21 protein-coding genes are annotated in these 22846 nt (G+C 71.9%); 11 read left to right on the forward strand and 10 right to left on the reverse strand.

All coding sequences use genetic code 11. The annotated features are described in order from the left end of the window. The first annotated feature begins 232 nt into the window (after nucleotides 1-232). Genes EVS81_RS05405 through EVS81_RS05425 form a run of 5 tightly spaced genes read left to right on the forward strand, consistent with a single transcriptional unit; the run spans nucleotide 233 to nucleotide 5105 of the window. Complete coding sequence (locus EVS81_RS05405; protein WP_130109481.1) at nucleotides 233-1840, forward strand: ABC transporter ATP-binding protein; 1608 nt, start codon at nucleotides 233-235, stop codon at nucleotides 1838-1840. After that, complete coding sequence (locus EVS81_RS05410) at nucleotides 1837-3069, forward strand: ABC transporter permease (protein ID WP_130109482.1); 1233 nt, start codon at nucleotides 1837-1839, stop codon at nucleotides 3067-3069. The genes EVS81_RS05405 and EVS81_RS05410 overlap by 4 nt, the downstream gene beginning before the upstream one ends. After that, nucleotides 3066-3980, forward strand: a complete 915-nt coding sequence (locus tag EVS81_RS05415; protein ID WP_130109483.1) for an ABC transporter permease — start codon at nucleotides 3066-3068, stop codon at nucleotides 3978-3980. The genes EVS81_RS05410 and EVS81_RS05415 overlap by 4 nt, the downstream gene beginning before the upstream one ends. Beyond that, nucleotides 3977-4495: a cupin domain-containing protein gene (locus EVS81_RS05420; protein ID WP_130109484.1), complete on the forward strand. Its 519-nt coding sequence runs from the start codon at nucleotides 3977-3979 to the stop codon at nucleotides 4493-4495. The genes EVS81_RS05415 and EVS81_RS05420 overlap by 4 nt, the downstream gene beginning before the upstream one ends. 28 nt (nucleotides 4496-4523) lie before the next feature. Beyond that, nucleotides 4524-5105, forward strand: a complete 582-nt coding sequence (locus EVS81_RS05425; RefSeq protein ID WP_130109485.1) for a TetR/AcrR family transcriptional regulator — start codon at nucleotides 4524-4526, stop codon at nucleotides 5103-5105. Here EVS81_RS05425 and EVS81_RS05430 read toward each other — a convergent pair. The 5 genes from EVS81_RS05430 to EVS81_RS05450 form a co-directional block, all read right to left on the reverse strand. Further along, a complete protein-coding gene (locus tag EVS81_RS05430; RefSeq protein WP_240739973.1) occupies nucleotides 5102-6166 on the reverse strand; it encodes a CPBP family intramembrane glutamic endopeptidase in 1065 nt (354 codons plus the stop codon). The two genes, EVS81_RS05425 and EVS81_RS05430, sit on opposite strands and share 4 nt — an antisense overlap. Continuing rightward, nucleotides 6156-7313 carry a DUF1648 domain-containing protein gene (locus EVS81_RS05435; protein ID WP_165384190.1) on the reverse strand — a complete coding sequence of 386 codons (1158 nt, stop codon included), beginning with the start codon at nucleotides 7311-7313 and terminating at the stop codon, nucleotides 6156-6158. The genes EVS81_RS05430 and EVS81_RS05435 overlap by 11 nt, the downstream gene beginning before the upstream one ends. Then, nucleotides 7310-7807: a GntR family transcriptional regulator gene (locus tag EVS81_RS05440; protein ID WP_130109488.1), complete on the reverse strand. Its 498-nt coding sequence runs from the start codon at nucleotides 7805-7807 to the stop codon at nucleotides 7310-7312. The genes EVS81_RS05435 and EVS81_RS05440 overlap by 4 nt, the downstream gene beginning before the upstream one ends. Before the next feature lie 348 nt (nucleotides 7808-8155). After that, a complete protein-coding gene (locus EVS81_RS05445) occupies nucleotides 8156-9319 on the reverse strand; it encodes an acyl-CoA dehydrogenase family protein (RefSeq protein WP_130109489.1) in 1164 nt (387 codons plus the stop codon). A gap of 130 nt (nucleotides 9320-9449) precedes the next feature. Then, a complete protein-coding gene (locus tag EVS81_RS05450; protein ID WP_240739975.1) occupies nucleotides 9450-10721 on the reverse strand; it encodes a CaiB/BaiF CoA transferase family protein in 1272 nt (423 codons plus the stop codon). A 160-nt stretch (nucleotides 10722-10881) separates the two neighbouring features. Between EVS81_RS05450 and EVS81_RS05455 the strand changes: the two genes are divergently transcribed. Then, entirely contained in the window at nucleotides 10882-12435 is a 1554-nt protein-coding gene (locus tag EVS81_RS05455; protein ID WP_130109491.1) for a PucR family transcriptional regulator, read from the forward strand. Nucleotides 12436-12465: 30 nt separating this feature from the next. Here EVS81_RS05455 and EVS81_RS05460 read toward each other — a convergent pair whose 3' ends face one another. From EVS81_RS05460 to EVS81_RS05480, 5 genes are all read right to left on the reverse strand, one after another. Continuing rightward, nucleotides 12466-12648, reverse strand: coding sequence for a hypothetical protein (locus EVS81_RS05460; protein WP_130109492.1), 183 nt, complete (start codon nucleotides 12646-12648; stop codon nucleotides 12466-12468). 131 nt (nucleotides 12649-12779) lie between these two features. Continuing rightward, complete coding sequence (locus EVS81_RS05465; RefSeq protein WP_130109493.1) at nucleotides 12780-13235, reverse strand: DUF3817 domain-containing protein; 456 nt, start codon at nucleotides 13233-13235, stop codon at nucleotides 12780-12782. A 97-nt stretch (nucleotides 13236-13332) separates the two neighbouring features. Further along, nucleotides 13333-14286, reverse strand: coding sequence for a LysR family transcriptional regulator (locus tag EVS81_RS05470; RefSeq protein ID WP_130109494.1), 954 nt, complete (start codon nucleotides 14284-14286; stop codon nucleotides 13333-13335). A gap of 59 nt (nucleotides 14287-14345) precedes the next feature. Further along, the gene (locus tag EVS81_RS05475) at nucleotides 14346-14666 is read right to left on the reverse strand and encodes a glutaredoxin domain-containing protein (RefSeq protein WP_240739977.1); all 321 of its coding nucleotides are present in this window, start codon (nucleotides 14664-14666) and stop codon (nucleotides 14346-14348) included. Nucleotides 14667-14676: 10 nt separating this feature from the next. Then, on the reverse strand, nucleotides 14677-15819 hold the full coding sequence (locus EVS81_RS05480; RefSeq protein WP_165384191.1) for a MalY/PatB family protein: 1143 nt from the start codon (nucleotides 15817-15819) through the stop codon (nucleotides 14677-14679). 428 nt (nucleotides 15820-16247) lie between these two features. Here EVS81_RS05480 and EVS81_RS05485 point away from each other — a divergent pair, with 428 nt between their 5' ends. The 5 genes from EVS81_RS05485 to EVS81_RS05505 all read left to right on the forward strand — a co-directional run bounded on the left by EVS81_RS05485 (nucleotide 16248) and on the right by EVS81_RS05505 (nucleotide 22644). Beyond that, nucleotides 16248-17870, forward strand: a complete 1623-nt coding sequence (locus tag EVS81_RS05485; RefSeq protein WP_130109496.1) for an ABC transporter substrate-binding protein — start codon at nucleotides 16248-16250, stop codon at nucleotides 17868-17870. A gap of 61 nt (nucleotides 17871-17931) precedes the next feature. Further along, nucleotides 17932-18918 (forward strand): ABC transporter permease, encoded by a 987-nt coding sequence (locus tag EVS81_RS05490; RefSeq protein WP_130109497.1) that lies wholly within the window; start codon nucleotides 17932-17934, stop codon nucleotides 18916-18918. Further along, on the forward strand, nucleotides 18915-19781 hold the full coding sequence (locus tag EVS81_RS05495) for an ABC transporter permease (protein ID WP_130109498.1): 867 nt from the start codon (nucleotides 18915-18917) through the stop codon (nucleotides 19779-19781). Before EVS81_RS05490 ends, EVS81_RS05495 begins: the two co-directional genes overlap by 4 nt. Then, the gene (locus EVS81_RS05500; RefSeq protein WP_240739979.1) at nucleotides 19778-21493 is read left to right on the forward strand and encodes an ATP-binding cassette domain-containing protein; all 1716 of its coding nucleotides are present in this window, start codon (nucleotides 19778-19780) and stop codon (nucleotides 21491-21493) included. The genes EVS81_RS05495 and EVS81_RS05500 overlap by 4 nt, the downstream gene beginning before the upstream one ends. Then, nucleotides 21490-22644, forward strand: coding sequence for a peptidase C39 family protein (locus tag EVS81_RS05505; RefSeq protein WP_130109499.1), 1155 nt, complete (start codon nucleotides 21490-21492; stop codon nucleotides 22642-22644). Before EVS81_RS05500 ends, EVS81_RS05505 begins: the two co-directional genes overlap by 4 nt. Nucleotides 22645-22846 lie beyond the last annotated feature (202 nt).

The raw sequence follows: 22846 nt of genomic DNA on the forward strand, positions 1-22846 counted from the left end.
TCGCCGCTCCGCTGGTCGAGCGAGGAGCTCGCGACGAGTCGAAACCGAGCCTGAGTGTCTGGGTTTCGACTCGCTCCGCTCGCTCGACCAGCGGAAGGCCCCGCCCTCCCCGATGAACGCGCGTCAGTAGTTGCTGCCTCACCGCCGGTTTGGTGACAACTACTGACGCGCTGAGATAGATAGGGTGGCCGGCGGGGCCCCGCACCACCGAATACCGAGCAAAAGGAGCGAGATGGTCGCCGAAGTCTCGATGCGCGGGATCACCAAGCGCTTTCCCGGCGTCCTCGCCGACGATGACGTCGACTTCGACGTGGAGCGCGGCGAGATCCACGCGCTCATGGGCGAGAACGGTGCGGGCAAGTCGATCCTCATGTCGATGCTCGCGGGGGTCTACCGACCCGACGCGGGCGAGATCTACATCCGCGGCGAGCGGCACGAGTTCGCCTCACCGCTCGACGCGATCGATGCCGGCATCGGCATGGTCTTCCAGTCGTTCAAGCTCTTCCCCTCCCTCACGGTCGCCGAGAACGTCGTGTTCCGCAGCGAACCGACGAAGCGGGGCCTCATCGACCGTCAGGCGGCCAACCGCAAGGTCGCCGAGATCGCCGAGAAGTACGGACTCGCCCTCGATCCCACCGCTCGGGTCGACTCCGTGCCCGTCGGCGTGCTGCAGCGGGTCGAGATCGTCAAGGCGCTCTATCGCGAGGCCCGCGTGCTGATCCTGGACGAGCCCACGGCGGTGCTCACACCGCAGGAGACCGAGCGCCTCTTCGACGTGCTGCGCGCGCTCAAGGCCGACGGCCGCACCATCATCCTCATCACCCACAAGCTCAACGAGGTCATGGCGATCTCGGATCGCGTCACAGTGCTGCGCGACGGCCGCAATGTCGCGAGCCTCGTCACCGCGGACAGCTCGCCGGCCGAGATCACCCGGCACATGACGGGCCGCGACGTCGATCTCACCACGCCCCCTCCCGCCCGCGCACCCGGCGAGGTGGTGCTCGATGTGCGCGGCCTCTGCGTGCCCGGCTCGGGCGGCCGCGACGCGGTCTCCGAGGCGAGCCTGTTCGTGCGGTCCGGGGAGGTCGTCGGGATCGCCGGCGTCGCCGGCAACGGCCAGGTCGAACTGGCCGAGGCGGTGATCGGCATGCGGCGCGCGAGTGCGGGCAGCGTGTCGGTGCGCGGCGAGGATCTCAGTCGCGCGTCCATCGCGCAGCGTCGAGACGGCGGGATCGCCTACATTCCCGAGGACCGTCACGCCGTCGGCAGCGCCGGCACGGCCGACGCGATCGACAACCTGGCGCTCGGCCACCATCGGCGCGCACCGCTGCTGCGCCGCGGCCTGCTCTCGCGGGGCGCCATGCTCGAGCACGCGAAGCGGCTGATCGGGCGATTCGGGGTGAAGATCGCCGGCCCGTCGACCCCGGTCGGCACGCTCTCCGGAGGCAATCTCCAGAAGGTCGTCGTCGCACGCGAGCTCGACTACCGATCCCCGCTGCTCATCGCCGAGCAGCCGACCCGCGGCGTCGACATCGGCGCGATCGAGTCGATCCACCGGGAGCTGTGCGAGTACCGCGATGCGGGTGGCGCCCTGCTGCTGATCTCGGCCGAATTGAGCGAGATCATGTCGCTCTCCTCGCGCATTCTCGTGATGTTCGAGGGCAGGATCGTGGCCGAGGTGCCCCAGGCGGAGGCGGACGACGCCCTGCTCGGCCTCTACATGGCGGGCCACGAGCCCGAGGATCGGCACCGGCCGGGCTCGTTCGCGGCCGCACTCGCCGCGGCCGCACTCGCCGCGCCCGCGGGATCCACCACCAGCGAGAAGGGGATCGCGTCGTGAGCGCTCTGCAGAGATTCGGCCGTTGGCTGGCCGGGCCGATCCCGGTGTCCATCGTGCTCGCCCTGCTCATCGGCGCCTGCTTCATGCTGATCGCGGGCGTCGATCCCCTGAGCGGGTACGCCGCGATGATCAACGGCTCGTTCGGCAGCGGGCCCGGGCTCTCCAACACCCTGCAGCGCGCGATCCCGATCATCGGAATCGGGATCGCGATCGCCATCGCGTTCCGTGCCGGCGTGCTCAACCTGGGCACGGAGGGTCAGGCGGGGCTCGGGGCCCTCGCGGGCGGCGTCGTGGCGATCTACGTGCCCGGTCCTGCGGCGCTGATCGTGCCGCTCGCGCTCGTCACCGCGGTCGTGGTCGGCGCCGCGTGGGGGCTCATCGCCGCCGTGCTGCAGAACCTGCTCGGCGTGCCCATCCTGCTCTCCACCCTGCTGCTCAACTACCCCGCACGCTACTTCTCGTCGTGGGTGATCCGCTTCCGGCTCGACGAGCCGACCTCCGATCTCGTCGCGAGCGAGCAGCTGCGCCCCGACGTGCAGCTCTCGATGCTCGTCGCCCGAGACTCGGCGCTCGCCGATACGCTGCGCAGCACGTTCGGCCCCACGAGCCCCATCACGGCGGTGCTCACGGGCGTCAACTGGTCCATCGTCGTGCTCATCCTCGTGGTGATCGCCGTGATCTTCATGAATCGTCGCACGCGCTACGGCTTCGAGTCCGGGCTCAGTGGCCAGAACGCCGAGTTCGTGCGCTACGGCGGCGTCAAGCCCGGCCCGCTGGTGCTGCGCACCATGGCCCTCTCGGGTGGCCTCGCCGGGCTCTTCGGTGTGATGCTCACGATCGGCGCCCCCAATACGCGCCTCATCGAGGGCTATTTCGTGCAGACGAACTACGCCTGGACGGCGCTCCTCGTCACGCTCCTGGCCCTGTACCGGCCCATCGGCATCGTCATCGCGGGTCTCTTCTTCGCCGCGATCATGGTCGGCAGCGACGCCATGGGCCGCGAGCTCGGCCTTTCGCCGCAGATCGCGGCGGTCATCCAGGCGCTCGTCATCATCCTGCTCGCGTTCCGGGTCACCCTGCCCCACTTCCGGCGCAGGCGCGGCCGTGACGTGAGCGACGAACCACCGCTCGACGAGCCGCCGATCGACGAGTCCCCGCTCACCGCGGCGCACACGCCCGCCCCCGCGCCGGTCGACCCCGCCGCAGAGCCGAAGGAGTCGGAGCGATGACCTTCCTCGATGTATTCGATCAGGACCTGCTCTCCTCGGTGCTGCGATCGCTGATCCCGATCCTGCTCGCCGCGCTCGGCGGCATGCTTGCCGAGCGCGTCGGCATATTCAACATCGGTCTCGAGGGCATGATCCTGATCGGTGCGTTCTGCGGCGTTGCCGCATCGTTCTTCACGCACAACTGGCTCGTCGGCGTCATCGTCGCCATGGTGGCGGGCGCGCTGTTCTCGCTGATCCTCGGCTACGGCTCCGTCTACCGCAAGGGCGATCCCATCGTGCTCGCCATCGCCATGAACATTCTGGCCGTGGGGATGACCAGCTTCCTGCTGGTGGCGATCTTCGACGTGCAGGGCGTGTTCCAGGATCCGGGCATCGACGGCATCCCCACCTGGCGCATCCCGTTCCTCGCCGATCTGCCGGTGATCGGCGCGTTCTTCTCGCTCACGCCACTCGGGTATCTGGCGCTGCTGCTCGTGCCGGTGCTGTGGGTGGTGCTCTTCCGCACGCCCCTCGGCTTGCGGCTGCGCGGAGTGGGCGAGCGTCCGCTCGCGGCGGCGACGATGGGCGTCGACCCCCGGCGCTATCAGCTCGGCGCAGTCATCGCCTCCGGCGCGCTCGCCGGCCTCGGCGGGGCGCAGCTCGCGCTCGGCAACGTGGTGCAGTTCACCGAGAACATGTCGGCCGGTCGCGGCTGGATCGCGGTCGTTGCCGTGATGCTGGCGCGGGCGCACCCGGTCGGAGTGCTGGGCGCCGCGCTGCTCTTCGGCTTCGCCGATGCGATCGGATTCCGTCTGCAGTCCTTCGGCCTGCCGCAGCAGCTCACCGACGCGGGCCCCTACGTCGTGACGCTGCTCGTGCTGATCCTCATGAGCAAGCGCTTCCGCAAGACCCGGGAAGCGGCGCTCGCGTGAGCGGAGCACCGACCCCTCCCCCGTCGGCCGGCGCCGGCGGCGCCTCGACCGCCGGGCTGCCGCCCGAGGCCGCCCGGTGGGTGGAGCGGCTCGGCCTCGAGCCTCTCGAGCACGAGGGCGGGCTCTTCCGCCGCATGCATCTCGACGAGCACTCGAGCGCCATCTACTACCTGCTCGCGGCCCCCGATTTCTCGGCGCTCCACGCGCTCGACTCGGTCGAGGTCTACCACTGGTACGCGGGTGCTCCGCTGCGGCTGCTGCTGCTGCACCCCGACGGCAGGTCCGAGGAGCGCGTGCTCGGGCCCGATCCCGACGCCGGTCAGCTGCCGCAGGCGGTCGTGGAGCCCGGCGTGATGCAGGGCTCCGCTCCACTCGGCGCGTGGACGCTCATCGGCACCACGATGGCGCCGCCCTTCATGTGGGAGGGGTTCGAACTGGGCGAGCGCGAGACCCTGCAGCGCCGGTACCCGGCAGCGGCGGAGCGGATCGCCGAACTCACCCGCGTGCCGGAGTAGAGCTCGCACTAGGGGCTAAGGTGGTCCCATGACCGACGCTCGCATCGTGCGCACCCGAGCGGCATTGCACCGCGCGATCATCCAGCTGGCCACCGAGAAGCCGGTGCCCAGCATCACGGTCTCCGAACTCGCCGACGTCGCGGGTATCAACCGGGTCACCTTCTACAAGCACTTCGCCAGCCCGGCCGAGGCGCTCGGCTCGGCCTTGAGCCTCGAGCTCGATCCGGCCCGCGAACGGCTCATCCTCGGCTATACCGAGCTGACGGCCGACCCGGTCGAGATCTTCGTGGCGAGCATCGATCAGATCCTCGACCACATCGAGCGCCACCGCGGCCTCTACCTGCTGTCGATCAACACCCCGCAAGACGGCACGGTGCCGAATCTGCTCACCGATCACTTCACCGAGACGCTGCAGCTCTACCTGGCTCAGCGCGCGCTGCACGAGCCGTCGCTGCCCGATTTCGAGGTGGACGTGGTGTCGCGCTTCTTCGGCATGGGGCTCGTCGGGGCGATCAAGGCCTGGGTGCTGAGCGGCGTATCGGATCGCGAGGCGTTTCTGCGATCGGTGACGGCGCTGGCGCCATCCTGGTGGTTCCCGGCCCGAACCTAGCGGTCGAGCCCTCCGTCGCGCGGAGCGGGCGACGCCGTCTGCGTGCTCCGGGTGCCGTCGATGCTGCGGGCGAGCTCCGGTTCTTTGCGCAGCTGACCGGTGAGCGCGAGGATCAGGATCAGCGCCCCGCACACGATCCAGCCGGCTACCCCCGCGACCGTCACCAGCTCGGGCCGTACCGTCTCGCCCGCGGCCACGAACCACATGATCATTCCCCCGGTGCCGTTGAGCGCTCCGTGGCCGATCGTCGCCGGCCACACTGAGCCGGTGCGCAGCCGCAGCCAACCGAAAAGCACACCCAGGATCGTGCAGTTGATCGTCATCAACGCCACCCCGCGCCAGTCCATCAGACCGTAGTTGTGCCCGAGCAGTGTGAGGGGCGCGTGCCACAGCCCCCAGATCGCCCCGCTCAGCAGCAGGGCGGGCCACAGACCCAGCGGACGCAGCGCGGGGAGCAGCCACCCGCGCCACCCGAGCTCCTCTCCGAAGCCGACGATCGAGTTGGGAAGAATCGCGAGCACGGGGAAGAGGGCCAGCTGCACGGCGACGAGCACCCACGGCGACGGCAGCACCGACGGGTCCATGTTCTCCGGAAGTGCGGCAGCGTTGATCTCGGCGAAGCCGGAGAGATGCACGGGGTCGATGCGCACCCACCCCAGGAGCGCCGCGAGCAGCGTCGTCAGTGCACCGATGAGCAGAGGCGCGAACAGCGCGCCTATGGTGAACCAGACCACACGCTTGGCGGGTCGGAGCGGCCAGATGCCGAGGAAGCGGAGGCGCTCGCGCCGCGGCACGCGCGCGACGAAGGTGACGACGAGGGCCGCGATGGCCGGGGTGAGCATCATCGCCATCGCGAGCAAGCCGAACACCACCGGGAACGCCGGCGCGTCCGGACCCATGAGCCAGAGGGGCAGCGCCACGAGCCAGGCACCGCCGTAGGCGAGCGCCACGAAGAGCGCCACCGCACCCCAGGGGACGCCGCGCTCGGGGCGGTCGGCGCGCGGCGATCCCGGCGCCGTTTCGATCTTCTGCGGTTGCATGTGCGTCACGCTATCGGTCACCTCTGACATTCGATTCCTGCTTCCTCGCGGCACGCTCTGCGACCGCTTCTAGCAGCGCCGCACCGGTGGCGGCGTCGTCGACGGTCACCGCGAATATCCTGCCGTCGCGGCGGGTGACCAGGATCCCCTCGCCCGTGCGCATCACGATGCCGAAGCCCGTGCCCGGCACCCAGCGCAGACCCCAGCCGCCCCACTCCGCGAAGGGGTTGAGCTCGCGCGCGTCCACCCGCGCGACGTCGGCCGTGGGCACGCGGAAGCTCGGCCGGCCGACGAGGGAGCGGGCCACCAGCCCGCCCGAGTCGATCCGCACCCGGTACCAGCTCCCGACGGAGAAGAGCACGATCAGGAGCACGGTGATGCCGAGATTCATCCACGCGAGGGGCTCGCCGAGGAGGAACAGCCAGATCGTCGTGCCGAGGGTCAGCAGGACCGTCGCGGCGATGACCCAGACGAGGATCGCGGACGGGCGGATCGTCGCGGTCCAGACCGCCCGCTCGCCCTCGTCGAGCTCGATCGCGAGCGCCTCGGCTGTCGCCGGCACGTCGACGCGCACGCCCGGTTGCGCGACGAAGCCGACGGTCCCGGCCGCGAACGCGGCGCCGAATGCGATCCACATCGCGCCGCCGATGCCCGGAGCGTCGCGGGCGTCGGACAGGTCGAGCTGAATCTGCGCGCTCAGCACGGCGAGCACCATGAGCAGCACGACGGTCCACAGCGAGACGGCGGCGAGGAAGCGGTTCATCCCCGACCACACGAGTCCCGGTCCGCGGCCGCCACGGGCGCCGCTTCCGCCGGTCCCGCCGCCGAACACGGCCAGCAGCCCGAGCAGCAGGCTCATCCCGACCCCCAGGCCGGCGAAGACCAGAATGCCCGCCATCGGGCTCATGAAGCCGTCCGGCCCACCGGAGCCCGACCAGTGGGTCGCCATCGGATCGGGCAGGCGTGGCGACCATGCGACGAGGATCGCCGCGGCCGCGGCCGTCAGTGCGAGCGGCAGGACCACCCCGACCCACACGGCGGCCCGGCGCGCACGGCGCAGGTCCCGCAGCTGATGCGGGGAGAGCCGAGCGGGGTGCGGCGGCCCGGGGGCGGCGGCAGGGACGTCGCCGGCTGCGCCGACAGCCCGCAGGTGGCGCTGGCCGCTCACGCGGCCCGCTCCCCGGGATGCGTGCAGGCGGAGACGGGGCCGGAAGCGGCGGCGGAGCCGGGGCCGGGGCCGAAGGCGCCGGCGGAGCCGGGGCCGGGGCCGAAGGCGCCGGCGGCGCCGGGGCCGGGGCCGAAGGCGCCGGCGGCGCCGGCAGCGCTCTGCACGAGCGCGGCGAGGGCGTCGGAGCCGATCCCGAGCCCTGCGGCCCGCTCGACAAGATCGCGCACCTCGTCGTGCAGCGCCGCCATGCCCGTCGCGCGAGCGGTCACCACGGCGCCGCGACGCCGTTTGAGATCGATCAGGCCTTCGTCGCGCAGCTGCTGGTATGCGCGCAGAACGGTGTGCACGTTGACCTCGAGCCCCGTCGCCACTTCTCGAGCCGGCGGGAGCACCGTTCCCGGGCCGATCCGCCCGCCCAGGATGTCCCCCCGGACGGAATCGGCGATCTGGGCGTAGATGGGCCGCTCGCTCGCCTCATTCACTCTCACCAGCACGGGGATAACTCTACCCCAAGTAGAACTAATGCGGGCCGGATCGGCATCCGCGCCGCACGGCACTCGGCCGTTCTGCCCCGCGTCCTGTCCTGCCCCGTCCGCTCCCCCCCTGCGCACCCCGTCCGCTCCCCCCTGCGCACCCCGTCGCTCCCCCTGCGCGCTCGAGACCGAGCCGAATCTCCGAGACCGATCGCAATATCGGCGCTGAACGCCTCGATCTCGGCGAAACGCCTCAGTCTCAGCGGGCCGGAGGGAGGGGGCGCGGGGTCGGGCCGGGTGGGCGCTGGGGCCGGGCGGGCGCCGGGCGGGCGCCGGGCGCCGGGCGCCGGGCGCCCCGGGAGCGCGGGACTAGAAGGCCGCGATTCCCGTCAGCTCGCGCCCGATCACCAGCTGGTGCACCTCGTCCGTGCCCTCGTACGTGCGCACCGACTCCAGGTTGGCCATGTGGCGCATCACCGGGAAGTCGGAGGTGATCCCGTCTCCGCCGAGGATCGCGCGCGCGGTGCCCGCGATCGCAATGGCCTCGCGCACGTTGTTGAGCTTGCCCACGGAGATCTGCCCGTAGGACAGGTTGCCCGCGTCCTTGAGCCGGCCCAGGTGCAGCGCCAGCAGCAGACCCTTCTCGTACTCGACGAACATGTCGGCCAGCTTGGCCTGGATGATCTGCTTGCCGCCGATCGGGGCGCCGAACACCTCGCGGCTCTGCGAGCGGTCCACCGCCGCCTCGAGGCACGAGCGGGCGGCCCCCATGACGCCCCACACGATGCCGTAGCGCGCCTCGTTGAGGCACTTGAACGGCGAAGAGAGCCCCTTCGATCCCGGAAGGATGGCGTCGGCGGGGAGACGCACGTCGTTCAGCTCGATCTCGGTCTGCAACGACGCGCGCATCGACAGCTTGTTCTCGATCGCGGTCGCGGTGAATCCGGGAGTGTCGGTCGGCACGACGAAGCCGCGCACCACGCCCTCCTCGTCCTTGGCCCAGATCACGCCGACCTGCGCGATGGTCGCGAGGCCGATCCAGCGCTTGCGACCGTTGAGCACCCACTCGTCGCCCTCGCGGCGCGCGGTGGTGATCATGGTGTTGGGATCCGACCCGCCCTGGGGCTCGGTGAGCCCGAAGAAGCCGATCGCCTCGCCGCGGCCCATGGGCGGCAGCCAGCGCTGCTTCTGCTCCTCCGAGCCGAACTTGTAGATGGCGCCCATCGCGAGGGATCCCTGCACCGAGAGCGCGGTGCGGAAGCCGGAGTCGACCGCCTCGAACTCCATGGCCACGAGACCGTAGGCCACCGAGGAGGCGCCGCGCAGGCCGTAGCCCTCCATGTACATGCCGAACGCGCCGAACTCGCCCACCTCGGGCAGCAGCTCGACGGGCAGGCGGCGATCCTCGAACGCCTGATCGATGATGGGGCGAATGCGGGTCTGCGCAAACTCGCGCGCCCGCATCTGCCACTCGCGCTCCTCCTCCGTCACGAAGTCGGCGACGTCGAACAGCTGGTCGATGGTGGTGGTCATGGGGTGTCCTTTCGGGTGGTCTCCGGGAGCGGGGCTGGGCTGGGCGGGAGCGGGGGATCTCAGGCGGTGGATCCTGCGATCTCGCGCGGGATCACGGAGCGGGGCGCGAAGCTGCGACTCGCGGCGGCGCTCAGTCGGCGGGCCGGGGCAGCCACTCTGCGTCCTGGTGCTCTCCGATGCCGGGCGGCGGCACCCGATAGGCGGCGGGCGTGGCGGAGAGCGAGATGGGGGTGGCGATGGATCGCAGCGTGCGGTGCGCCCCGTCTGAGGCGACGGCCCGGGTCTCGGCGACGGGATCCAGCCCGAGCGAGGTCGCGAGCTCGATGGCCTGCCCGATCGTGTTCACCCTGCCGGCGGGGATGTTCGCCGCGGTGAGCGCGTCGATCCACTCGGCGGCCGAGCGGCTGCGCAGACGCTGCTCGAGTGCTGCGCGCAGCTCGACGCGGTGCGCCACCCGCTGCGGGTTGGTCGCAAAGCGCTCGTCGCTCGCGAGCTCGGCAACGTCGAGCACCTCGCACAACCGTGCGAACTGTCCGTCGGTGCCGACGGCGAGGGCGATGGGCTGATCGGCCGCGGCGAAGGTCTCGTAGGGGGCGATCGAGGGGTGCGCATTGCCCATGCGCCCGGGAGAGGCGCCGGTCTCGAGCGTCGAGGATGCCTGGTTGGCGAGTGCCGAGAGCAGCGACCCGAGCAGCGTGACCTTCACGTGCTGGCCGCGGCCGCCGGTCCCACCGGTCCCGCCGGCACCATCTCCGCCGTCGCCGCCGCCGTCACCACCGGCTCCGGCACCGGCTCCGGATCCGGAGCCCCGGGCCATCAGCGCCGCCTGGATCCCGATCACGGCGTTGAGGCCCGTGAGGATGTCGACGAGCGCCACGCCCACCTTGGTCGGCTCGCCGCCGTCGGCATCGCTCTGGCCCGTGATGCTCATCAACCCGCCGACGGCCTGCACCAGCAGGTCGTAGCCCGGGAGGTCGCGGCCGGCGGAGTCGCCGAACCCGGAGATCGAGCAGTAGACCACCCCCGGGTTCTCAGCGGCGACGGCATCGTAGCCGAGGCCGAACTTCTCCATGGTGCCCGGCTTGAAATTCTCGATCACGACGTCGGCGGTGCGGGCGAGCTCGCGGGCGCGGGCGAGCCCCTCGGGATCGCGCAGGTCGCAGACCACGGAGCGCTTGCCGCGGTTGACCCCCGCGAAGTAGGTGCTCTGCCCCACGGCGTTCACGGGCGGTCGCCACTGGCGCGTGCCATCACCCTCGGGGCTCTCGATCTTGATGACGTCGGCGCCGAGATCGGCGAGGATCATCGTGGCGTGCGGCCCCGCGAGCACGCGGGAGAAGTCTGCGACGCGGATCCCCGCCAGTGCTCCGCCGTTCCGGGCCGTCTCAGCCTGCTCGTCCACATCGCCCCTCTCATCTCCGGGCCGCCCGCGACGCACCGCTCCACGCCGGTGCGGCCCGGTGCGCGGACCCGCTTCCTGCCGCCAGTCTACGACCGGACCCCGCACCTCCGCGTGCGTCATTGCATAGGCAATGAACGTCTGCCTGTGCAAGAATCTGCGTATGGCCACCCTCTCCCAGTTGCTCGCGCTCCCGGATCTCGGTCTCCGCCTCATCCAGGCCGGGCCCGGAGATCCCGAGATCAGCTGGAGCTCCACCACCGAGCTTCTCGACCTCAGCGGCTACCTCGAGGGCGGTGAGATCATCCTGACCACCGGGCTCGCCCTGCAGCTCGACGACCCCCGCTGGCGCGACTTCGTCGCCAGCCTCAGCCGCGCGCGCGTGGCGGCCATCGGCTTCGGCATCGGGGTCAACCACGACCGCATCCCGCCCCGCCTCACCCGGGCGGCCAGCGAGTACCGGGTCGCGCTGTTCGAGATTCCACTGCCCGTGCCCTTCATCGCCGTAACGAAGGCCATCGCAGCGCTCGTGCGCTCGGACGAGCTCCGGGCGGCACGCGCGGCGCTGCAGGCGCAGCAGCGGCTGCTCGATGGGGCTCGCAGCGACCGCGACCCCGCCGAGGTGCTGGCGAGCATCGCCCAGGTCACGGGCAAGCATCTCGCGCTCGTCGGCTCCGACGGTGCCGTACTGGCGAGCACGGGAGGCTTCGCGGCGGCCCGGAAGGCGAGCGGGGCCGAGCACATCGACCTCGACCGGCGCTCCTCGCTGCAGTTGGCGGTGGCGGGCGATGCCCCGCTCACTCCCGAGGGCCACGCGGTCATCGCCGCCGGCTCGATGGTGCTGGGGCTCGGACTGCGGGGGGACAGCGCAGACGCGACGCGAGAGCGCGGGCGCTGGGAGCGCCTCACCGCATCGCTGCTCGACGGCACGGGCTCGCCCGAGGCCCTCGCGATCCTCGACCCCGAGCTGCGGCTTCCGCCCCGGCTGCGGGCCATCGCCGTGCAGGGCAACGCAGAGGACATCGCCGAGTGGCGCCGCCGCCCCCGCAACGGCTTCGATCGCCTCATCGCCCCGGGCGACACGGTGCCCGAGACGCCGGGCCTGGCACGGGCCTGGCAGCTGTGCCCCGACACCGAGGACGCCCTCGAGCGGGTGCTCGCGGCCGCGGCCGCGCACGACCTCGACGCGGTGATCGGCCGCCCCGCGGCGCCCGCGGAAGCCCCTCTGAGTCGACGCTCTGCGAGTGCGGGGCTGCGCGGGCTCTCTCAGACGGCGCCGCTGTACACCGCGCCGCGCGTGCCCGAGGCCGTGTGGACCGACCGGGACGCACCGCTGCTCGAAGCGCTGCTGGAGCTCTCGGCGACGCGCGAGTCCGGGGCTTCAAGGCGCGCGCCGCTCGGTGGCAGGAGCGCCGAAGCCCCGGGCTCGCCCGAACGGCGCGCCCTGAGCGCCGCCGTGCTCGGTCCGCTCTCACGGCACGACGAGCGGCTCGGCCCAGAGGATCGGGAGATGCTGCGAACGACCCTGCGGACGGTCTTCGAGACCGACGGGCAGCGCGGCCCGGCCGCGGCGACGCTCGGGATCCATCGGAACACGCTGCGCGATCGGATCACGCGCATCGAGGGGCTGGTCCGCAGGTCGCTGGCGAACGCCGACGATCGCGCCGAGCTCTGGTTCGCCCTGCGTCTCGAGGAGCTGTCGGGGCCCGCCGGCTGACCGAGCGCAGCGAGTCGAAACCGGGGCGCATCAGGTGGCCGGCAGCTCCTGCTCCGGGCCGCTCTCGTCGTGCGGCTCGTGCAGGGTGTGCAGCACACCGCGCATGTTGCCGTGCAGCAGATCGTCGACGAGCTCATCGACGGCGACCGCCTCGTCCGTTCCCTGCGGGATCTCCATGCGGAGCCCGGTGCCTCGCGCCTTGTTCGTGTCCATGCTCCACGATAACCCGAATCTCTGGAAAACCCATCACGATTCGGGGCGGGTCCGATCGAGCCGCGACCCCTCGGCAACGGCGGCGGCTCGGGCGGCGGCTCGGCGGCGGCTCGGGTGGCGCCCCGCGCGGCTCAGCTCTTCGGAACGGGCGGCCCCATCCAGAGGAGCAGCAGGAAGGCGCCGGTCACCGCGACGGCGAGTAGGAGCAGAGCCAGCCACGGCCGCCGCAGCACCCACGCGAGGCCGTGCTCCCAGAAGCCGCGAGGACGTTCGCCCCCGGGCGAGAGCCGCCACGCACGCGGCAGCATGCCGCGGTGGTCGACGACGAGCTCGACGGGCAGTGTGGCGAACGGCACGACGGCGCTGGCGATCCCGAGCACTCCCCAGGACGGCCGCCAGCGCGCATCGATCCACACGAGCACCGTGACCACGCAGTAGGCGAGGAAGACGAAGCCGTGCACGCCGCCCGCGGGCGTCACCCACGCATCGCTGACGCCGGTTGCGCGCAGCACGAGCGCCGTGATGAGCCCGGCCCAGGTGATCAGCTCGGCGAATGCGAAGATGCGGAACAGCAGGCGCGGCGTCATACTCACCACGGTATCGCCCGGTGCCTGTGCAACTCCGGAACGCCGCACGCGGCGCGACGGACACTGCGCGTCGCCGGCCCCGGCGCAAGACCGCCGCTCACCGGCTGCCAGGCGCGCTGCGGCTCGGGATCGGATCGAGCACGCGCGCGGCCGCCCGCCGCAGCGCGGCGACCACCTCGCGCACCTCGGGACGCACCTCGCCGCGCGCCAGCAGGATCATCAGCTGGCGCCCGTCGTGCTCCCCGAGCCCGAAGGCGCGGATGCCGGGATGGCGATAGCTGATCAGGCTCAGCCTCGGCACGACGGAGACGCTCATGTCGCGCGCGACCAGTTCCTGCACCACCATGTAGTCGTCGGTGGCGTGACGGATGTCGGGGCTGAAGCCCTCCCGCTCGGCGAGGCGCAGGAAGTGCCTCCTGCAGCTCGGACACCCCGCCACCCAGCGATCGCGCGCGTGATCCACGAGCCGTCGCATGCTCTGCGCCGCACCGCCACGACGCTGCGACACGATCAGCTGCAGCGGATCCCAGCCGATCGGCAACAGCTCGAACTCCTGCTCGAGCCCGACGAGGTCCTCCTCGTCGTAGCGGAATACGAGCGCGACGTCGGCGGCGCCTCGTCGCAGCAACTCCGGCACGGAGAAGGGCTCCTGCTGCTCGAGATCGATCGTCGGGCCGGGCCGGGGGTCAGCCCGCGCGATGAGCTCGGACATGGCGGGCGCCACGATGCTCGTGCAGGCGGAGGGGAAGGCGACCACGCGAACGGTGCGCGCGTCCTCATCCATGAGCCCGGCCACTTCGCGAGCCGCGCGGGCGAGGTGCCCGTCGATGAGCTCGGCGTGGTGCAGCAGCCGCTTGCCGGCCTCGGTGAGCTGCACGCCCTTCACGGTGCGGGTGACGAGCGTCGCGCCGAGACTCTCCTCGAGCCGGCTGACCTGGCCGCTGAGCGCGGGCTGCGTCCACCCCAGCTCTCTAGCCGCCGCGGCGAACGAGCCGTGCTGGGCGACCGCGCGAAACGACATCAGCGCGCGAGGATCGATCTCCGGAGTCACCGCGCCCCCCGTCGGGTCTCCGCGACTCGGCGCGGCGCTCGTCTCCGCCCGGCCGGCATTCAGACCCCGTCGTCGATCTGCTGCAGGCGCTCCGAGACGCCGCGCACGCCCGGGTTCACGCGGATCGATCCGTCCGAGAAGACCACTGTGGGGATCAGCCAGTCGCCGCCGTTGGCCGCGATCGCGATGCGCTCGGCGGCCGGATCCTCCTCGATCATCACCTCGCGGACCTCCGTGCCCGCACGCGCGAGGCCCGCCTTCAGCGCCGTGCAGTACCCGCACCACGCCGCGGAGAACACCGTGACGCTCCCCGGCCGCGGCAGGTAGTCCGCGAGCTCGGCGGCCGGCGTCCCCGGTTCGCGCGCTTCGCCCTCATCCACGTGCATCACCCTACCCCGCGTCCTCGGCAGCGCGGATCAGCCGCTCCATGGCCTCGCGCACGTGCTCGCGCGGCAGCGCCGCGTTGAAGCGCACGAAGCCCCGGCCCGCCTCGCCGCAGTCCGCACCGTCCGTGACCACGAGGTGGGAGGCCTCGCGCAGCGCACGCGCCGCGCAGACGCCCTCGCGCAGCAGTCCGGTCTCGCGCAGATCGATCCAGAGGAGGTACGTGGCCTCCGGACGCCGCACGCGGATCCCGGTGCGCCCCTCTGCCGCCTCGAGCACGGCGAGGGCCTCGGAGACGCTCGCGCGGAGCGCCTCGACAGTCTCGCCGAGCCAGGCGCGCCCGCCGCGGTAGGCGGCCTCGGTCGCGACCACGCCGAGCACCGAGGTCTGATGCTCGTACCAGTGCCCCACCTCCGCCCACCTCGCCAGGTGCTGCGGGTTGGTGAAGATGAGCTGGCCGCACTTGGTGCCCGGGATGTTGAAGGCCTTCGTCGCGGAGGTCGCGGTGATCGTGTGCGCCGCGGCCCGCGGCGAGCGCGCCGCGTAGACGATGTGTGGCGCGTCGCCGAGCACGAGCGGCGCGTGGATCTCGTCGGCGAGCACGATCCCGTCGAACTCGTCGACGATCCGCTCGATCTCGGCCAGCTCGGACTCGACCGCCACCTTGCCGATGGGATTGTGCGGGTTGCAGAGCACCAGCAGGCGTGCACCGCGCGCGAATGCCCGCCGCAGCCCGTCGAAGTCGTAGCGCCAGCCGGAGTCGGTGGCCAGCATCGGCACCTCGATCACGGGCCGACCGATGGTCGGCGGCACCGAGAGGAAGGGCATGTAGCCGGGCGTCGGCACGATGATCGGTTCGCCCTCGGGCACGAAGTGGGTGAGGATCGCGCGGAAGCCGGCGACGAGATCGGCGACCGGCCGGATCGCGTCGACCGGCGGCGTCCACGAATACGAATCCCGCAGCCAGCCGCCCACCGCGGCCTGCAGGCGGTCGATCTCCGCGGCGCCGAGATACCCGAGCTCCTCGCGATCGAGCGCCGCCCCGAGCGCCCGCGTCACGGCGGGCGGGCTCCCGAACTCCATCTCGGCGAGCGCGCGGCCGATGTCCTCCGTGACCAGCGGATCACGAGCATGCACGGTGGCTGCCACGGTCCCTCCTTCAGCTTCTCGGCGGGCGGGAGCCCGCGGGCAGCGCGGATCCGCCGCCCGGTTCCCGCTCATCGTATGGCGGCGGCGGGCGGCGCAGCTCCCCGATTCCGCTGGGGTGCTGTGCGTTTTGCTTGGGGCCCGACACGCGCCGGCGAGGCTCGCCGCAGCCGGCAGTCTCGGCGCCCATCGGCGCATGCGGTGCCCTCGCGGGGCCCCGCACCGCGCCCGCCTCCACCGCGCCGAGTGCGGTCCCCGTCGGCTCCGCGGATCGAAACACACTCGTCACGCAACCCTGTACTACTCTTGCCACAGCGGCGACCGCTTCACCGGCGAAGACCGCACCGAACCACTGCCCCGCACCACGCTCGTCGACCCCCGGAGCGGAACGGGACAGCCCCCGGCAGCACACGCGAAGGAGCGACCACACCATGCAGCCCAGAACCCCCAGATCGCGGAAGCCGCGCCTCGCGGCGGCCGCGGCCGCCGCCGCGTTCGCCCTCGTCCTCGCGGGGTGCGCGGGATCCTCGGAGGCCCCCGAGCCCTCCGAGGTCGCGCTCGTCGACACCGGGCAGGACATCGAGCAGGTGACCGTCGCCTTCCCCGGCTCGCTCGCCAACCTGTACATCGGCCAGGAGAGCGGGATCCTCAACTACAACCTCGCCGCGACCGTGCAGGAGGGCCTCGTCGGACAGGATCCCGACGGACAGATCGTGCCCGCGCTCGCGGAGTCGTGGGAGACGCCGGACGACACGACGTACGTGTTCACGCTGCGCGAGGACGCCCGCTTCCAGAACGGCGACCCGGTCACCCCGCAGGACGTGGTCTTCAGCATCGAGCGCGCGGTGGATCCCGAGTCGTCCCCCGGCACGTACTACTACCTGACGAACCTCGACACGGTCGAGCAGACCGGTGACCGCGAGGTGACCGTGACGAGCAAGACGCCGGACGCCACGTTCCTCGTCAGCCTCTCCAGCGCGGGAGCCCTCGTGGTGACGCAGCAGGAGTTCTGGGAGGCGCACGACGGCGGGATCGGCACGAGCGACTCGCTGCTCCTCGGCACCGGCCCCTACCAGGTGACCGAGTTCCAGCCCGACTCGCACGTGCTGCTCGAACGCGTCGACACCTGGTGGGGCGGCGTGCCGAAGGCGGAGTCCATCCGGGTCAACTTCATCCCCGACGCGAGCACCCGCCTCGCCGCCGCCCAGACGGGCGACATCGACATCGCGTTCAACGTGCCGATCACCCAGGCGGACGACTGGAGCTCGATCGACGGCGTGCGGGTCGAATCCATGAACGATCTCTCCTATGTGGGCCTGCTGTTCGATCAGAACGTCGCCCCGTTCGACGACCTCGACGTGCGCACCGCGGTCGCGCTCAGCATCGACCGCGAGGCGATCGCCGAGAAGCTGCTCCGCGGCTACGGCGAGCCGGCGACCGCGATCATGACGCCGGAATCGCTCGCCACCGCATTCGACGGCGACACGGCGCGCGCGGAGCTCGCCGCGATCCCCCAGCACGACTACGACCTCGAGGCGGCGCAGCAGGCGATCGCCGGCACCGCCGGCGAGGGGCTCGAGACCGAGCTCACCTACCCCAATACCGGCCCGCAGCTGGGCGTCGCCGCTCAGGCGATCGCCGAGAGCCTGGGCGAGATCGGCATGGACGTCTCGGTGCGCGAGGTGCCGATCGAGGAGTGGCTCGCGACGATCGGCGACGGCGAGCACGGGCTCGGCTTCATGTGGTACTTCTCGACCACGGGCGATCCGGCCGAGGTCAACAGCTACCTGCTCGGCCCGGGCAACCCCAACGGCTTCGAGAGCGAGGAGGCGGCCGCCCTCATCACCGAGGCGAACGCCCTCACCGACCCGGCGGAGCGCGCCGCGAAGCTGCTCGAGCTCGAGACGCTCGGCGCCGACGAGGTCGTGAACGCCCCCATCTGGTGGGGCAAGTCGGTCACGGCCTTCTCGAACACCGTGGGCGTGACCGACTACAGCCCGTACACCTTCACCTCGACCTGGGGCGCCAGCCTCTTCGCGGCCGAGGCCGAGTAGACGACCGTTCCGGGGTGCGGCTCCCGGGGAGCCGCACCCCGCTCTCCAGAAGGGTGGTTCCGTGACGAGCCGCACCAGACGCCGCAGCGCGGGCTCTCGCCTCGCGCGCATCATCGCGCTGCGCATCGCGAGCGTCGCGCTCATCCTGCTCGTCCTCTCGTTCCTCACGTTCACCCTGCTCTACCTGGCGCCGGGCGATCTCGTGAAGAACCTGCTCGGCAATCGGCCGAGCACGCCGGAGGCGATCGAAGCTGTGCGCGCGCAGTACCATCTCGACGATCCGTTCCTGCTCCGATACGCCGACTGGCTCCTGTCGGCGCTGCGCGGCGACTTCGGCGTCTCGATCCGACTGCAGCAGCCCGTGACCTCGGTCATCCTCAGCCGCCTGGGCGTCACCTCCCTGCTCATCGGCATGTCCTTCCTGCTCGCCGTGATCACCGCGATCCCGCTCGGCATCGTCAGCGCGGCGCGCAGCGGCACCCGCATCGACCGCGCCGCGAGCGCGACGGCACTCTTCGGACTCTCCGCTCCGAGCTTCGCGCTCGCGATCCTGTCGATCACGCTCTTCGCGATCCTGATCCCCGTCTTCCCGGCCTACGGCGCCGGCACCGGCGGGCTCGATCGGCTCTGGCACCTGTTCCTGCCGGCTGCAGTGCTCGCCGCCGGCATCGGCGCGATCCTCATGCGCATGACGCGCGCCGCCGTGCTCCGCGAGCTCGAGGGGGATGCCATCACCTTCGCCCGCGCCCGCGGCATCCCCGAGCGCGCGGTCCGCCGGATCGCGCTGCGCAGCGCACTCATTCCGATCGTCACGAGCGCGGGGCTGATCCTCACCTTCATCATCGGCGGCACGATCATCGTCGAGACCGTGTTCGCACTGCCCGGGATCGGGCAGCTGCTCGAGGAGGCCGTGCTGTTCAAGGACCTGCCCGTCGTCCAGGCGATCACGCTGCTGGTCGCGGCGGCCATCGCCTGCATCACCATCGTGGTGGATCTGAGCTACCTGCTGCTCGATCCCCGCGTCCGAGCACGGGAGCTGTCGGTATGATGCAGCGCACGACCCAGATCTCGCTGATGAACAGCGCCCGCGTCGCCCCCGGGCGTCCGCGCGATTGGAGCGTCATCGTCTCCGCCGTCTTCCTCGCGATCGTCGCGATCGCCGCCGTCGCATCGCCGTTCCTCACGGAGGCCGCGTCGAAGCAGAGCATCCTCGACTCCCTCCTGCCGCCCGGCTCGCCGGGCCATCCGCTCGGCACCGACGAGCTGGGGCGCGACGTGCTCCTGCTGACCGTCGCCGGCACGGGATCCGCGGTGGCCGGGCCCCTCGTCATCGCTTCGGGATCCATGCTGCTCGCCGTGCTCATCGGCACCCTCGCGGGGTACCTGCGGGGTCCGGTCGACTGGGTGGTGGGCCGCGCGGTCGACATCCTGCTGTCGCTGCCGGTGATGCTCGTGGCGATCGTCGTCGCCGGCATCTTCGGGGCCGGCTACTGGGTCACGGTGCTCATGCTCATCGCGCTCTTCTGCCCGTCGGACATCCGCATCATCCGGGCCGGCGTCACCGAGCAGGCACCCAGACCCTACGTGGAGGCGGCGCAGATGCTGTCGCTCTCCCCCGCCCGCATCATGTACCGACACATCGTGCCGAACGTCTGGCCGCTCGTCATGACCAACTTCATGCTCAACCTCGCGATCGCCCTCGTCACGCTCTCATCGCTGTCGTTCCTCGGCATCGGCGTCGCCCCGGGCACCGCCGACTGGGGTCGGCAGATCACCGACGGGCGCGGGGTCATCGGCGACAACCCGGCGATGCTGCTCGTGCCGGCGGTGCTCATCGTGCTGGTGGCGATGGCGATCAACGTGCTCGGCGACCACCTGGGCGATCGTCTGAGGGAACGGGGAATGCAGTGACCACGAGCGAAGCGCGGGGCACCCGCGTCACCGGCCTCACCGTGACGAGCGCGGGGAACGACATCGTGGCCCCGCTCGACCTCGAGGTGGCGCCCGGCGAGATGCTGGCCATCATCGGCGAGTCGGGATCGGGCAAGTCGATGACGGCGCGCGCCATCACCGGGCTCCTGCCCCGCGGGGTGCAGGCGGCGGGCGCGGCCGAGATCGACGGCTACGGCTACGACCTGTCGACGACGGCGGATCGGGTCTGGGCGCAGGTGCGCGGCCGGCGGGCGGTGCTGCTGCTGCAGGACCCGTTCACCAGCCTCAGCCCGGTGCTGCGCTGCGGCCGGCAGATCGCGCTCACCATCGAAGCCCGTCTGCGGGCCGCCGGCGAGACGCCGGGCCGCGGGACGCTGCGGGCGGAGGTGGAGCGGCGTCTCGCCGAGGTGCAGCTTCCCGTGCGCGTCGCCGATCAGTACCCCTCCGAGCTCTCCGGGGGCATGCGCCAGCGCGTGGCCATCGCGGCGGCGCTCGCGGCCGAACCGCGGCTGCTGATCGCCGACGAGCCCACCACCGCGCTCGACGCGAGCACCCAGGGCGAGGTGCTCGACCTGCTGCGCGGACTGCAGGCGACCCACAGCATGGGGCTCATCCTCATCAGCCACGACCTCGGGGTGATCGAGGGCCGCGCCGACCGGGTGCTCGTCATGCGGCACGGCGAGGTGGTGGAGCGCGGCGACACCGCGCGCGTGCTGCGCTCGCCCCGGCATCCCTACACCCGTGCGCTCATCGACGCGAACCCCTCGGTCGGCGACGCCGTCCCGGGCGCGGCGGCGGGCGGACCGCCGCTGCTCATCGCCGAGGGGCTCTCGAAGTCGTTCGGCGACACCTCGGCGCTCGCAGATGCCTCGGTGGAGGTGGCCGCGGGCCAGGTGCTCGCCATCGTCGGGGAGTCCGGTTCGGGCAAGTCGACCCTGGCCCGCGCGATCGCCGGCCTCGAGGTCCCCGACAGCGGCAGCGTGACCCTCGACGGCAGAGTGCTTCCTGCGGGCCGCAGGGGGCGGCGGCCGCAGGAGATCCAGATCGTCTTCCAGGATCCCTACTCCACCCTCAACCCGTCATTCACGATCCGCCAGTCGCTCGATGAGGCGATTCGAGCCGGGGGCGCGCGCGACCGCACGGTGGCCGAACTGCTGGAGCTCGTCGAGCTCGATCCCGCGCTCGCCGAGCGACGCCCGTCGCAGCTCTCCGGCGGGCAGCGGCAGCGGGTCGCCATCGCCCGCGCACTCGCGCCGGGGCCGCAGCTGCTCATCTGCGACGAGAGCGTCTCGGCGCTCGACGTGTCGGTGCAGGCGCAGATCCTCGACCTGCTCGCGCGGCTGCGCGACGAGCTGGGGCTCGCGATGCTCTTCATCACGCACGACCTCGGCGTCGTCGCCCGCATCGCCGACCGGGTGGTGGTGCTGCGCCGCGGCGAGATCGTCGAGCGCGGCGAGACGATGCGGATCCTGCGCGAACCGGCCCACGAGTACACCCGACTGCTGGTCTCTGCGGCCGAGCAGGACAGCCTGCGCCGCACGGATCCCAGCGCACCGGGGCGCCCCGCAGCGCCGGACGCGGAAGCGGATCCTGCTCCCGATCACGCTTCGGATCCCGCGCCCGATCACGCTTCGGATCCCGGTGCCATCTCCGCCCCGACCCACTCGCCCGCACCGGAAGGACGCGCATGACCGAGACGCCGCAGCCCATCACGATCGCGGTCGAGGCGGGCACCGCCCCTCCCGCCCCGCTCGCCGGCGGAGTCTCCGACGCTCGCCTCGCCCTCTGGCGGGTCGAGCGGGAGTTCTGGCGGCCGCGCCTGCTCGTGGCGAGAGACGCCTCCGGCACGGCTGTGGGCGCCGCGCTCACGGCGGGCCGCCCGCACACCGCCGCCCGCAAGATCGTGGACATCCTGGCGGCCGACGACGAGGTCTGGGCCGCGCTGCTCGGCGCTGCGCGCGACGACGCGCCCCCGGTGGATGCCGCGCACCCCGCCCCCATCGCCGTGCACTTCGAGGAGCACCTCGCGCACGGCGGCGTGTCGGGGGCGCGCCGCGACCGTCTCGCGGCGCTCGGCTTCGCCCCCGCGCCGCGACCCGTGCCGTCGATCCCGAGCACGCGGGTCGGCGACCCGGCAGAGGTCGCCGCATGGTCGTGGTGGCACGGTGCGGCGCCGGCTCGGCTCGCGCCCTACTACGGCCAGACCACCGAGGTCACCTGCGGAGCGGTCTCCTCGCTCATGGCGCTCGAGCACCTGGGCAGCGGCGGCTTCGATCCCGAGAGCCTCGTCGCCAACCGCGCAGCCGAAATCGCCTTCTGGCGACGCGCGACCAACCTGCCCGCCTGCGAACCCGTGGGCCTCGCCGTCGAGACCGCGAAGGCGGGGGCCGAGTCCGGCCTGGTGGCGGGGCTGCCGCGCGTGGTGCTGAGCACGACGGGCCCGGTGCTCGTGGAGGAGTTCTCCGCCGACGAGTCGGAGCGGATGCTGCGCATCGATCTGCAGCAGGAATCGCTCCGTCAGGCCGAGGAGCTGGGCCTGCCCGTCGAGCGCCGCTGGATCGAGGTCGCCGAGATCGCCGACCTCGTGCGCGACGGCGCGCAGGTGCTGCTGCTCATCGATCTCACCGAGCTCGTCGCCGACCCCACCCCGCACTGGGTGCTCGCCACCGACGTGGTCGACGGCGCGCTCGTGGTCTCGGATCCCTGGGTGCACTATCCGAACGGCGAGTCCTGGGTCGACGCGTTCGCCCTGCCGATCCCGCTGTCGGACATCGACCTCGTCACCCGCTGGGGCGATCCCGCCTACCGTGGCGTCATCGTGCTCCCGCCCGCTGCGCGCTGAGCGCGGGTGCGCGAGTGCCCGGGTCCGCGGGTCCCCGAGTCCCCAGATCCCCAGGTCCCCGAGTCCCCAGGTCCCCGAGTCCCCAGGTCCCCAGGTCCCCAGGTCCCCAGGTCCCCAGGTCCCCGCGTCCCTGGGCTGAGATCCCGATTCTTGTCGCTTCTCGTTCAGGAGCGCGACCGGAATCGGGATCTCACCCGTGCAT

The organism is Leucobacter triazinivorans (genome assembly GCF_004208635.1).
Taxonomy (GTDB): domain Bacteria; phylum Actinomycetota; class Actinomycetes; order Actinomycetales; family Microbacteriaceae; genus Leucobacter; species Leucobacter triazinivorans.